We start from the raw sequence: 12,848 nt of genomic DNA, 5'->3' as shown, positions 1-12,848 counted from the left end.
GAGGAGTGCAAGTGAAAATAAGCTCTCCGTCACCTGGTAGTGTGACTCCGTCATTTAACGAGATAGATCCAAATTCTGTTCTATTCTCGATCTTCTCGACGTTGAAAGATACTGGACTTGAATTGATGATTTTGAATTCTGAACTAGAAATTCTTTCAACTGAAATTGATCTTTGAAAACTTACTGGAATATACCTGTCGGATCCAGTTTCGTTCAGTGATCTTTCGTCCTTGTATATGTAAGTCATCTGGAATTCCTCTCTTCTATGGTTCTTGATTTAGTGTCATGATATGCCTTTGCAAAGTTTCTTGGGTTGTTTAGGTTGTGGAAAACTTTCGTCAAACCAATGCAAATAGTATTTCGCTGACAATTTAAACAATACGAGTGATTCACTCTATGTTTTTTTGGCTAAATATCACACTTTTATATTTTTTAAAGCAGATGGCGATTAAGCGGGAGCTTTCCTCACAGTAGAGAACTGGACATGTCTATATGTGGCGAATTATGCACATATCAAATCAAAGAAGTATGGGGGCTTAGCGAGTTCATTGACGATCCAAACACCAGCTACAGCACTCTGCGCCAACAAGCCGCGTTGCCTTTTCGGCTACTGCTCACCTTCCCAATATCCACTCATATCCTAGTCGCCTCTCAAGTCCCAGCAACCCTGCCCTGCCTACATAACCTTATCAATCTTGAGCTGGTAGATCTTATCCCAGCGCTTGCCCGTCACCCACATCGTCGAAGTCTTGGCGTCCCAAGCGGTGCCGTTCAGCACGTCGTCGTCGGTGAACGCTCGCCCATCGGCGTCGATCCTTGCCCGCGCGCTAACGAAATTCAAATCGGCAATGGCGCGCACGTTACCCGTCTGCGGATCAATCACAACTAGCTGCGACGTCTGCCAAACATTGGCCCACACCATACCGGAAACGCACTCTAACTCGTTGAGTTTCTCCAGCGGCACACCATTCTTGGTGACTTTCACCGTCTTATGCGCCTTCATGGTCTTGGGATCGCGCCCAGTGAGGGTGCTGGTACCGTCGGAGGTCCATACGGTGTCAGTGGCTTCGTCGTAACACGCGCCCCAACCTTCCTTCGTCTGCAAGCGTTGCGGCGCACTTGGGGTGAGCGTAGTGGCGTCCCAACGATAGAAACGTCCATCTTTCCAGGTCAGCGTCACGAGCTTGTCGTCAACTTTAGTAAGCCCTTCTCCGAACTCACCATCAGGGTAAGCGGCCTTTTTCAGTACCTTGCCACTCCCTACCTCAACGAGCTGCACGAAAGACTTCCCCGACAATCCCGAAGATTCAGCCATCACCCCGGGTGCAACGATTTCTAGCCCCTCGGTGAAGCTTTGTGGGTCGTGCGGCATGGTCCCGACGATCTGGACGCCGAGTTGCGCTACCTGCCCGGATGCGGATTGCTGCGTCTCGGAGTTTGATGCGCCTGAGCACGCGGTCAAAACCAAGGCTGGGACCACAACGAGCGCAACAATCGCAGCGAGCGTGGCGACGGCGGTGAGCTTGCGGTGCAGCATCGATGTGACTCCTTGTTCTCCTAGAAAGAAGTTTTACCTACGAGAACATTTAACAGCAAGAATCACTTCTTTGGCGCGAAACCTGCCAACGTCTTTCCCAACCATGTGTACGACGGCGGCTGGCTATCCACCCACACGTCCCAACGGTGCGAGCTGCCGCCCACCTCAAACTCGGTTACCGTCGTCGGCGCCTTAACGGATTGCTTGAACGTATCGTAACTTGCGCGCTTGTCGCCGTCTTTCTTGCCGACTACCACGAAGAGCTTGCTGTCTGGCCCGCCTTTCGCAACCTCGCTCAGTACGTACGCCGGATTATTTGGATCGTCCCAAACCACGCCTTTAGTATATTGCGGAGCAAAATATCCAGAGCGCACAATTCCGCCCCCAAACATATCGTTATGTTTCATGGCAAACATCGCGGCACACCATCCACCTGCGGAATAGCCGTCTGTCACCCATGAATCGCGCGAATCTTGGGTGCGCAAATTGGTCTGCACCCACGTGCGCATCGTCGTCGTCACCCACGTTTCAATAGACGCGCCTGGCACGTCACGGCACTCCGTATCCAAATTGCGTGGGAACACAGTAGGTGCCACGATGATTGCCTCGCTCATCTCGCCTTTGTCCACTACCTGCTGATATTTTTCAGCGGTGTGCATGATTTCGGTGAATCCGGCAGGGGAGCCAGGCACGCCCTGGAAGGCCACGATTACGGGGTATGCACGCTCGGGCGAGGCGGTGTACGAGGCGGGTAGGTGGATATACGTCGTGCCATCGCCGCCTTGGCCTTGCCCGTCGATATTCACTTTGATCCATTGACCTTGGGTGGCATCCTGGATTCCTGCCAGTGCAGGGTTGTTGAGCGGGTTGCGCTGCAAATCGGTGAACTTAGGCTTGGCAGGTTTTGTTTTTTCGCTTTTTTCGGACGACGCCGATCCCTCACCTTTGGCAGCGGTCTTGCCGTTTCTGGCGGCGTCGCCACCAATATCTTGAACTTGTACTTGTTGATCTAGTTGCCCGAAGAGGTCATCCCAGGTGGCGTACCACAACGTTGAGCGGTTGAAGCCCACGAATGCCGACCACACTGCGAGCACACAGCACAGGAGCACGCTGAGCAGGTGGGGCACGAACTTTACGCCGATCCAACGCAGTAATGAAACAATGTCATGACCTCGCTCGTTGTTTACTTCTTCCTTTACCTTTAGGTATTTCTTCCAAACCGTCGGTAAACCGATTGTCGTCCACAGCAGTGCTGCAATAAAAAGGATGATCGACGCTGCCAGAGTGGAGTTATCGACAAGTTCAAAGAAGCGCATGAAATAATCATATTTCAATATTTTCTACACTCTTGTAGTCCTGTAGTCTGATTTTTCAACTATGGTGCTGTATATCTATGTGGTACGCTGTAAAAATATAATCACACTTTCGCAGCTCTAACGCCAGTGTTCCCAATGCCACAACGGAAATATATGGATTTGCTGCGCGAAAGTTGTACAGTCTGAACTGTAAAATATGCAATCAAATGAATTCTTGAGACAAGGATCTGCTATGAACAGCACCCCTGATGCGCAAGTGCCGGCGGAAAATCTTCGCCGTGGCCTACGCGCCCGTCACCTTAATATGATCGCCATCGGCGGCGCCATTGGAACAGGCCTGTTCCTCGCCTCGGGTGGATCGATCGTAAAGGCAGGTCCGGGCGGTGCCTTGCTCGCCTACATCCTCATAGGCTTCATGGTATTCCTGCTCATGCAATCGCTGGGCGAGATGTCTACCTATCTCCCAGTAGCCGGCGCTTTTGAGGAGTATTCAACTCGCTTCGTTTCGCCGTCGTTCGGTTTTGCGACCGGTTGGAATTACTGGTTTAACTGGGCAATCACGGTGGCTGCGGAACTTGTTGCGGCCTCAATTGTGATGAAATATTGGCTACCGGACGTTCCGGCGTGGATTTGGTCCGCGGTATTCCTCGCGATCCTATTCCTGATCAACGCACTCACAGTCTCCTCGTTCGGTGAATCAGAGTTCTGGTTCGCTTCGATCAAGGTGGTTACCGTAATCATCTTCCTCGGCATCGGTATTCTCATGATTATGGGAATCCTCGGCGGCAAATCCCCAGGTTTCGAGAACTGGACAGTGGGCGAAGCGCCATTCGTAGGCGGCGCACTCGGCGTGCTCAACATCTTCATGATCGCTGGTTTCTCTTTCCAAGGTACTGAGTTGATCGGTGTTGCCGCAGGTGAGGCCGAGCAGCCAGAAAAGACCATTCCAAAAGCAATCCGCGGCGTATTCTTCCGCATCCTGCTCTTCTACATCGGCGCAATCGCCGTCATCGGCTTCCTGCTCCCTTACACCGACGAACGCCTCCTTGCCTCTGAACTCGATCAAATCTCGGTATCACCATTCACCTTGATTTTCGACAACGCGGGCGTATTGGCAGCAGCGGCCGTGATGAACGCCGTCATCCTCACCTCGATCCTTTCAGCAGGCAACTCTGGCATGTACGCCTCGACGCGTATGTTGTGGGCGCTCGCTCGCAGTGGCAAGGCTCCGAAGATGTTTGGCAAGCTCAACAAGCACGACATCCCGATGAACGCTCTTATCGCCACCACGATCATCGGCGCCTTGTGCTTCCTCACCTCTCTGATTGGCGACGGCGAGGCCTACGTGTGGCTCGTGAACGCTTCGGGACTCGCTGGCTTCATTACCTGGATGGCTATCGCGTGGTCGCATTTCAATTTCCGCCGCGCCTACGTGAAACAGGGCAATGACGTGAAGGATCTTCCGTACAAAGCTGCGCTTTTCCCGCTCGGCCCAATTGTGGCAATGGTGATGTGTGCGATCGTGATTCTGGGTCAGAACTACGAGGCGATTTTGACCAATGCCGACATGAAAGCGCTGCTTTCGTCATATATTGGTTTGCCGCTGTTCTTGGCGCTGTGGGGTGGGCACAAACTCGTGACCAAGTCGAAGAAGGTCAATTTGCTCGAAGCTAACCTCTCGCGCACTGCTCCAGGTGTGGATGAGTAACATCCCAGGCGTGAACGAATAATAACAACAGTACTGACGGCTCTCGGATCAGTATCCGAGAGCCGTTAGTGTTACGGTTGCCCCAGCTACGCCCAATAGCAAAATTGCAAATGCCAAGGTGAGAGTGGAATTGCGAGCTTTGCGGGTGATTTTGCTGCCCACGGCGCTGCCAAGCATTGAGCCAGCCGTAAAAAACAGCACGATCCCCGCATCAATATGAATGCCAGTTCCAAGGCGCGCCAGCAGGCCAACTGCGGCAGTTATGACCATCACCAGCAAAGACGTTGCAGTTGCCAGCGGCATCGTGAATCCCAAGGCGAACACCAAAATAGGCACTATCACGATCCCGCCGCCGATACCGAAAAATCCCGTTAGTAGCCCAGTTGCGGTCGCGCAAAGAGCGAGAAACCACAGGGGACGACGCCGGTGTGCTTGCGTTGCTGCGTGCGCGTCGGTCGTCGTCACCTTCGTGCCGTTCGCAGCTTGCTCCCGCCGAGCCTTGCTGAGCATGGCAAAAGCGATCACAACAAGCAATACGCAGAAGGAATAGAGCAAATACTGTGGTTGCACCAACACATTAAGCCGCGCACCAGCGACGGCGCCTACGATGCTGAGCACAGCGAAAAGGAAACCTTGCTGCCACTGCACTTGCCGGCGTCGTAAAAATAGGGAAACGAGCGAACTGAACCCTACGATAAAGAGCGAGGCAGCTGCGGCGTCGTGCGGATTTTGTTTCAACGCGAATACCAAAAACGGAATCGCCAAAATTCCGCCGCCGGCTCCCAGAGCTCCCACAACAGTGCCCACGAAGATTCCAACTAGACTCGCGATCAATAACTCCATATTTGCACGTTATACCTTGGTTGATAGTCCTGTATGGTCGAGGGCAAAATTCGATAGAATGGTTCTGGTGCGCATAGCGCATAAACAAACCACTTCAATACTAGGAAGTTTAATATGACTTACAAACTGGTACTTGTACGCCACGGCGAGAGTGAATGGAACGCGAAGAACCTGTTCACTGGCTGGGTAGACGTTCCGTTGTCGGAAAAGGGCACGCAGGAAGCTCGCCGCGCAGGCCAGCTACTCATTGATGCAGAGGTGCTGCCAGATGTATTGCACACCTCGATGCTGCGTCGTGCAATCATGACTGCGAATCTCGCACTTGATGCCGCTGATCGCCACTGGATCCCAGTCAAGCGCAATTGGCGTTTGAACGAGCGTCACTACGGTGCGCTCCAGGGCAAGAACAAGAAGGAAATCCGCGACGAATACGGCGAGGAGCTCTTCATGGAATGGCGTCGTTCGTACGACGTGCCACCACCAGCAATTGAGCTTGGCTCAGAGTTCTCGCAGGATACGGATCCACGCTATGCGGGTGAACCTATTCCAGCTACCGAATGCTTGAAGGACGTGCTTGAGCGCATGCTCCCTTACTGGGAAGAGCAGATCGTTCCTGATCTCAAGACTGGCAAGACGGTTATGATTGCGGCGCACGGCAACTCGTTGCGTGCAATTGTGAAGCACCTCGACGGTATTTCCGACGATGAAATCGCTGGTTTGAATATTCCAACCGGCATTCCGCTCTACTACGAACTTGATGAGGATACTCTCAAGCCAGTAGTGAAGGGTGGCACCTACCTTGATCCTGAAGCGGCAAAGGCAGCTATTGAGGCTGTGGCCAACCAGGGCAAGTGAGCGTCGCCAAGAAAATGGCACAGCTAAAACCGTACAGCTCAACGGTGATTGAGCAGGGGCTGTGAATTAAGCAGGTCTTGCGCAACAGGTGGGGGCATGATTCCAAAGAATCATGCCCCCACCTGCATAAATCAATCGCTACAACGTCACGCTTTTACATTGCGAGGTTCTATTAAAGATGCTTGTAGAGGTTCTCACAGAGATTTTCACACTTCGGTGAGATCTACCTCGGCAAACGGATCGCTGCCGTCGTTGCCCAGTCCCTTCACCAAAAAGTTCATTCGACGAGCCACTGAAACAGCATGATCGCCGTAGCGCTCAAGGTAGCGGCCGAGCAACACGATGTCGACGATTTCTTGGCGGGTAAGTTCTTGCGAATCGTCCAAAACGATCTGGAAGGATTTCGCATGAAGATCGTCGAGCACGTCGTCTTCCTCAACAATTTGAGCTGCGAGGGAAAGATCGCGGGTTTCAACAAGCTCAGCCACGTTCTTGCCAACTGCGGCGGCGTGATCTGCCATCGTCACGAGAAGTTTGTGAACATCGCCCGGAACGGCTACATCGGGATAGCGGCCACGCGCAATATATGCCACGTGACGAGCCAGATCGCCCATGCGCTCAAGGGTTGCCGAGAGACGAAGTGCCGAAACTACGATGCGCAGGTCAGATGCTACCGGAGCTTGCCGAGCGAGCAAGGATACGCCCATTTCATCGACGGTGCGTTCGAGCAAATCGATTTTGCGATCGGCGTCGATAACTTTCTCGGCCTTGGTGAGATTGGCATCGCGCAGTGCTTCCGCTGCACCGCTCATTGCCTTCGCCGCAGCTTTTGCCTCAACGACTAGCGTCTCGGCAAGTTGGTTCATCTGCTGATAGAACTGTTCGCGCACGTGGGCTCCTTCGAGTTTATGTATATACAACAAATACGCATGAGTGAGCACACTGCACCCATGTTCTTTATATAAGCTAACCAGATAATTTTGAACATTACCTATAATTTAGGTAAACAAAAGGTTGCCAGTTTTTCGCTCGTTTCCATATCGGGAAGCGGAAAGCGCTAGGCTAAAACTATGCACGATGCGCTGATTTTCGTTCTGGGAATTGCCCTTGGAGCGAGTACCGTTGCGGTAGTTTGGCTTACTGAAACACGTATTTTGAAGAAACGCACCCAAAAGAAGCTCGTCGAGGATACCGACCTTGCCGAGCAGCGCGTGATGTCAATGCTCGACGCGTTACCGCAGGGTGTAATTGTGGTTAATCCTGATTTAACAATTCGTCATTCTTCGGAACTTGCCACGGCGTTCGGGTTGATTCAAGAGGGTGCGTTGCGGCGCAATATCGCCTCGATTGTCACCACTGTTTTGGAGACAGGCGTGGCGCGCGACGCCGAATTCGACATGCGCAAAACTACGAAAGATTCGCCCTCGCGCCGCATTTGGGTGCGCGTTGCCCCAGTGATGGATACACACGCTATCGTGCTCTTTGAGGATCAAACCGAGAAACGGCGTCTCGACCAAACTCGCCGCGATTTCGTGGCGAACGTTTCGCACGAATTGAAGACGCCGGTGGGCGCGATCAAGCTCTTGTCTGAAACCTTGCAACAGGTATCAGGTGAGGCAGAGTTAGTTGAGAACTTTGCGAATAAACTCGAGCAAGAATCAGCGCGGCTTGGTGAATTGGTGCAAGAAATTATCCAGCTCTCGCGTCTTCAAGAGGGCGATGCGCTTGCGAATCCGCAGGTACTTTCGGTGGACGACGTCGTCGCCGAAGCTATCGAACGTATGCAACTTGACGCGCAGTTACACGGAATCACCTTGCGTTGCGGCGGTACCAAAGGCTTGCAAGTGGTGGGCGATCATTCGTTATTGACGACGGCGGTGCGCAACCTGCTCGATAATGCCGTGCGCTACTCTCCATCCCAGTCCACGGTGTCGGTGGGATTATCCGCCGATGGGGGAAAAGTGAAGATTGCTGTGATTGACGAAGGTGTAGGAATCCCGCGCGAAATCCAAGACCGCGTATTTGAGCGCTTCTATCGCGCCGACGAAGCGCGCTCGCGCGATACGGGTGGAACTGGACTCGGATTGAGTATCGTCAAGCATGTAATAGCAGATCACGGTGGCAGTATCGGCTTGTGGAGTGAAGTTGGGCGCGGTTCAACGTTCACCATTTCTTTGCCGCGATACGAAGAGCCTGTGGCGGTGGCACACAGTGGTGAGCAGGCCAACGGTGCGGAGCAGTGATGTGTGACATAGGGGAATTTGAGGCTTTGCGTAGTGAAAATCAACAGCAAATTATGAGTAAGGAACAATAATGACGACGATTCTTCTGGTAGAAGACGAGCCTACGTATCGAGAAACGCTTGCTTTCAATCTCGGTCGAGATGGCTATGACGTGATTCAAGCCGAGAATGGCCTGCTCGCTTTGGAGCGTTTTTCTACAGCGGACGTCGATCTCGTGTTGTTGGACCTCATGTTGCCCAAGCTCTCAGGCACCGAAGTGTGCCGAAAAATCCGCCAAGAATCGCAGGTGCCGATTATCATGCTCACCGCCAAGGACGCGGAAATCGATAAAGTTGTTGGCCTCGAACTTGGAGCGGATGACTACGTAACCAAACCTTATTCCTACCGCGAGTTGCTTGCGCGCGTGCGGGCGCTACTGCGGCGTACGGCGTCTACTGGAGAAACGACGTCGGCCGATGTGAATGACGTGCTGCGCGTGGGAGCCATCGAAATGAATATTGAGGCGCACGAAGTTCGGATCGGTGGCGACTTGGTGTCGATGCCACTGCGCGAATTTGAGTTGCTCGAATATCTTATGGAGAACCCTGATCGCGTGCTCACGCGTGGCCAGATCCTCGACCGCATTTGGGGAATTGACTACATCGGCGATACGAAAACTTTGGATGTTCACGTTAAGCGGATTAGAACGAAGATCGAAGAAGACCCTGCACAGCCCAAGATTCTTGTGACGGTTCGTGGCCTAGGTTACAAGCTTGTGAGCGGCGAGTAGGGTGCTCAAGAAATCTCACATTATTCTTTCGTGCACCTTTGGTAGAATAGAGGTTAGAAAGCAGAAAGAATTGAGATCGCAATGACTTTTCAAGTTGGTGAAACCGTCGTTTACCCCCATCACGGCGCAGCGTACATCGAGGACATTTCGGAAAAAACGATCCGAGGTGAGAAGCGCATGTACCTCACCTTGCGAATTATCCAAGGTGACATGACGATCCAGGTGCCTGCCGATTCAATCGAGCAGGTGGGTGTGCGCGATGTTTCTAATGACGAACAGCTCGAGCGTGTGTTCTCAGTTCTTCGTGAAGAGAACGTGGAAGAGCCGTCGAACTGGTCACGCCGTTATAAAGCGAATGGCGAGAAATTGACGTCGGGCGATGTTAATAAAGTTGCCGAAGTGGTTCGTGACCTTTCGCGCCGAAATAATGATCGTGGTCTTTCGGCTGGCGAGAAGCGTATGCTTTCCCAGGCTCGCGGTATTCTTGGCTCCGAAGTGGCGCTTGCGCGTGACATTTCTGAAGACGAAGCGGGCGAGCTTCTCAACGAAATCCTGGGCGAGTTTTCAGCCGGCTCCGCTGATTCTGCTGATGAAGTAGCTACACCAGCCAGCGCCCCGAGCGCAGCCAGTGCCGATTCGGCATCCAGCACTGAATCTGCTGACGATTCCGCTACTGACGCTGCTAAATAACATTCTGCAATGAAAATTGCTGCCGTTATTGTTGGAGCTGGCTCCGGTTCACGTTTAGGCGCGCAGATTCCCAAAGCTTTGGTGAAGCTCGCGGGCGAAACTCTTATCGTTCATGCAGTTCGAGGCGTGTGCGAAGCTGGCATTTCGGACGTGATCGTGACTATCCCCGCCGGCTATGAGTATGAATTTTCAACAGCTTTAGAAAACGCAGGTTTGCGTGCGCGGCTTGTGGTGGGCGGGCGTACCCGCCAAGAATCTGTAGCGCACGGCGTCGCCGTCGTTGATGCTGACGTCGTTTTGGTTCACGACGCCGCTCGTGCACTCACGCCGTCGGCAGTGATTCGTTCAGTGGTTGCGGCGCTTGAAAACGGACATCGTGCAGTGATTCCGGTTCTTGCGGTGACCGATACGATCAAGAAAACTGATGCGAACGACGTCGTGACAGAAACGCTGGATCGTTCCATTCTCCGAGCGGTGCAAACGCCCCAAGGCTTCGATACTGATTTGCTTCGACGGGCACATGAGCAGGGGAAACGGATGTCCGAAAGTGAACAGAGTGCCGCGCCGGATGATGCCGCTTTGGTTGAGCTACTCGGAGAGCCAGTGTTTTGCGTGCAAGGCGATGCTGAGTCGATGAAAGTTACCACACCCTTTGACCTTGCGGTTGCTGAGCTTATAGTTAGCCAACGCACGGTAAATTGCCATGAAAGTACGAGGTGAAAGATCTCGTGAATCCACGAAATATGCGCGTGGGCACCGGAATGGATGTTCACGCATTTTCGAAGCAGCCTGGGCGTCCGATGATGCTCGCGTGTTTGGAGTGGCCGGGCGTACGTGGGCTTGAAGGGCACTCCGACGCCGATGTAGCAGCTCACGCAGCTTGTGATGCAATTTTGATTGCCTCTGGTGTGGGTGATTTGGGCACAGTGTTTGGCACCGACCAACCCCAGTGGGCAGGAGCTACCGGTGCGCAGTTGCTCGCTGAATCAGCGCGGCAAGTGCGCGGCGAAGGTTGGGAAATTGCGAACGTATCTGTGCAAATTATTGGGCAACGTCCACGATTTTTACCGAGAAAGGTAGAAGCGGAAGAGACGATGAGCATGATCCTCGGTGCGCCGGTGGCCATTTCTGCAACAACCACCGACCACCTTGGATTTACTGGCCGCAACGAGGGACTAGCGGCTATCGCCACGGCGCTCGTTTATCGCGCTTAGCCTTTAGTTTCCCGTTCGTCTTGCTTAGTAGTCCTTGATCTGCGCTTTTACTGGAATGAAAGTGAGCAGACCAATGAACAGCACGAACGCAATTCCGAGGATTCCGAAATAAGCTGCGGCATCTAGGGAAAGGCCAGTAAGAGCTGCGCCGATACTGATCGCCGTCGAATACATGAACGGCGCGAGGAACGAAACAGCGCGCCCCGTCGTCGCATAGAGACCAAACAGCTCGCCTTCCTCGCCCTTAGGAGCGATTCGTGCCAAATATGTGCGTGAGGCAGACTGTGTTGGGCCCACAAAAACGCACAATCCCACGCCAAACACCCAAAATACGCCTTTTGCGTCAAGCGATCCTACGCCGTCGTGGAACAGGAAAACGATGAGCGAAAATACCGTCATGGAGGCAACTGACATAATGACGACGGCGCGCGAGCCGAGCTTGTCGTCGAGGAAGCCGAAGCCAATGGTGGCGATACCTGCCACAACGTTCGAAATCACGCCGAAGATAATGACTTCGCCACCGCTGAAACCGAAAGCGGTAGAGGCCAAAATCGCGCCGAAGGTGAATACTCCGGCAAGGCCGTCGCGATAAATTGCGGAGGAAATGAGGAACCACACCACGGAACGATCCACGTCCCACAGATGGCGAATTGAGGCGAAGAGCTGCTTGTATGCGTCGATAATTCCAGCGCTCGACGTTCCTTCGCGGCGTGGTTTGTCTTTGGCAGTGATGAGCAGGGGAGCCGAGAAAATCAGCGCCCATGCCGCGGCGATCAGCATGGCAACACGGATGTTGAGGCCGTTGTCTTTGGTGACTCCGAACCAGCCGACCTCGGGGCTGATGAATCCGACGAACAGCGTCAAGAGCAGAACAATTCCGCCCACATAGCCCAGACCCCAGCCGAATCCCGAAATGCGCCCAACAGTCTTTGGTGTGGAGATGTCCGAGATCATGGCGTTATAAATAACCGAGCCAGTTTCAAAAGCGATATTTCCGGCAGCGAGCAAGAACAGACCGAGCCAGAGGCGGTTTTCGTTCGGCGATACAAAGAAGAGTCCTGCGATGATGACGACGACGCTCAGCGTTGCGATACGCAGTACCGTTGCGGATTTTCCGCTTCGATCAACACTCTGACCGAGAGCGGGTGCCACGATGGCGATGATAATTCCAGCAATGGAGAGAGCGTAACCAAGCAGGGTATTTGCAGAAGATCCGAAAAGCTTGGCGTTCGTGAGGTACACGGAAAACACAAAGGTAGTTACCACTGCGTTGAATGCTGCCGATGCCCAGTCCCACGAGCCCCATGCCAGCACGGCTTTGGTGAAAACCTTGTCGCTACTGGTGGAAAGATCGCCGTTGAGGCTGGGAGACTTGCTGGTAACGCCGTCGTCGTTAATGGAATCAGAAACAAGGCTTGCGATGGCAGCGTCTGGAGGCAGCACAGCTTGTGCTGAATTTTGTTCAGTCATACTTACCAAAATACTTCGAAATTTCAACAAATTGTAAAACCACGCATAAACAACCAGTAAATTGTTTTGCTTGCGGGCGTGAAAATTCGCATTTTTACGGGTGCAAGCTCGCGTTGTCGCTGCGTGCAAGATCGTGCCAAATAGCATGACGATAACCGCAAAATAGCCAAAGTGTGCAGTATTTTGGCACGAATTTAGCGTGG

At 53.0% G+C, this 12,848-nt stretch carries 12 protein-coding genes and 1 pseudogene; 8 read left to right on the top strand and 5 right to left on the bottom strand.

Annotated elements, in window-relative coordinates; all coding sequences use genetic code 11:
* Positions 1–11 precede the first annotated feature (11 nt).
* Complete coding sequence (locus EZJ44_RS08675; RefSeq protein WP_165496069.1) at positions 12–176, top strand: hypothetical protein; 165 nt, start codon at positions 12–14, stop codon at positions 174–176.
* A 500-nt stretch (positions 177–676) separates the two neighbouring features.
* Here the strand turns inward: EZJ44_RS08675 and EZJ44_RS01640 are convergent, their stop codons facing one another.
* Together EZJ44_RS01640 and EZJ44_RS01635 are read right to left on the bottom strand one after the other, a co-directional pair.
* The gene (locus tag EZJ44_RS01640; RefSeq protein ID WP_131279458.1) at positions 677–1,537 is read right to left on the bottom strand and encodes a glutaminyl-peptide cyclotransferase; all 861 of its coding nucleotides are present in this window, start codon (positions 1,535–1,537) and stop codon (positions 677–679) included.
* Between the two features lie 62 nt (positions 1,538–1,599).
* Positions 1,600–2,853 carry an alpha/beta hydrolase gene (locus tag EZJ44_RS01635; protein WP_131279456.1) on the bottom strand — a complete coding sequence of 418 codons (1,254 nt, stop codon included), beginning with the start codon at positions 2,851–2,853 and terminating at the stop codon, positions 1,600–1,602.
* A 232-nt stretch (positions 2,854–3,085) separates the two neighbouring features.
* Between EZJ44_RS01635 and EZJ44_RS01630 the strand changes: the two genes are divergently transcribed.
* Positions 3,086–4,561 (top strand): amino acid permease, encoded by a 1,476-nt coding sequence (locus EZJ44_RS01630; protein WP_191088395.1) that lies wholly within the window; start codon positions 3,086–3,088, stop codon positions 4,559–4,561.
* A 48-nt stretch (positions 4,562–4,609) separates the two neighbouring features.
* Here EZJ44_RS01630 and EZJ44_RS01625 read toward each other — a convergent pair whose 3' ends face one another.
* Positions 4,610–5,404, bottom strand: a complete 795-nt coding sequence (locus EZJ44_RS01625) for a sulfite exporter TauE/SafE family protein (protein ID WP_131279452.1) — start codon at positions 5,402–5,404, stop codon at positions 4,610–4,612.
* Positions 5,405–5,518: 114 nt separating this feature from the next.
* Between EZJ44_RS01625 and EZJ44_RS01620 the strand changes: the two genes are divergently transcribed.
* Positions 5,519–6,259 carry a phosphoglyceromutase gene (locus tag EZJ44_RS01620; RefSeq protein WP_131279450.1) on the top strand — a complete coding sequence of 247 codons (741 nt, stop codon included), beginning with the start codon at positions 5,519–5,521 and terminating at the stop codon, positions 6,257–6,259.
* A 206-nt stretch (positions 6,260–6,465) separates the two neighbouring features.
* On the opposite strand, the gene phoU is transcribed toward EZJ44_RS01620, so the two are convergent.
* Positions 6,466–7,149 (bottom strand): phosphate signaling complex protein PhoU, encoded by a 684-nt coding sequence (phoU, locus tag EZJ44_RS01615; RefSeq protein WP_131279448.1) that lies wholly within the window; start codon positions 7,147–7,149, stop codon positions 6,466–6,468.
* 180 nt (positions 7,150–7,329) lie between these two features.
* On the opposite strand from phoU, the gene EZJ44_RS01610 reads away from it, so the two are divergent.
* The 5 genes and pseudogenes from EZJ44_RS01610 to ispF all read left to right on the top strand — a co-directional run bounded on the left by EZJ44_RS01610 (position 7,330) and on the right by ispF (position 11,175).
* A complete protein-coding gene (locus EZJ44_RS01610; protein ID WP_131279446.1) occupies positions 7,330–8,502 on the top strand; it encodes a sensor histidine kinase in 1,173 nt (390 codons plus the stop codon).
* Positions 8,503–8,572: 70 nt separating this feature from the next.
* Positions 8,573–9,271: a response regulator transcription factor gene (locus EZJ44_RS01605; protein WP_131279445.1), complete on the top strand. Its 699-nt coding sequence runs from the start codon at positions 8,573–8,575 to the stop codon at positions 9,269–9,271.
* An 81-nt stretch (positions 9,272–9,352) separates the two neighbouring features.
* Positions 9,353–9,841, top strand: a pseudogene (locus tag EZJ44_RS01600) (CarD family transcriptional regulator); the annotation flags it as partial.
* Positions 9,842–9,970: 129 nt separating this feature from the next.
* On the top strand, positions 9,971–10,681 hold the full coding sequence (gene ispD, locus EZJ44_RS01595) for a 2-C-methyl-D-erythritol 4-phosphate cytidylyltransferase (protein WP_131279441.1): 711 nt from the start codon (positions 9,971–9,973) through the stop codon (positions 10,679–10,681).
* 23 nt (positions 10,682–10,704) lie between these two features.
* A complete protein-coding gene (ispF, locus tag EZJ44_RS01590; RefSeq protein ID WP_131279591.1) occupies positions 10,705–11,175 on the top strand; it encodes a 2-C-methyl-D-erythritol 2,4-cyclodiphosphate synthase in 471 nt (156 codons plus the stop codon).
* 24 nt (positions 11,176–11,199) lie between these two features.
* Here ispF and EZJ44_RS01585 read toward each other — a convergent pair whose 3' ends face one another.
* Complete coding sequence (locus tag EZJ44_RS01585; RefSeq protein WP_131279439.1) at positions 11,200–12,645, bottom strand: MFS transporter; 1,446 nt, start codon at positions 12,643–12,645, stop codon at positions 11,200–11,202.
* Positions 12,646–12,848: the final 203 nt, after the last annotated feature.

The organism is Arcanobacterium bovis (genome assembly GCF_004331995.1).
Taxonomy (GTDB): domain Bacteria; phylum Actinomycetota; class Actinomycetes; order Actinomycetales; family Actinomycetaceae; genus Arcanobacterium_A; species Arcanobacterium_A bovis.
The sequence above is the reverse complement of the archived record's forward strand: the minus strand, read 5'-3'. Positions and strand labels throughout refer to the sequence as shown.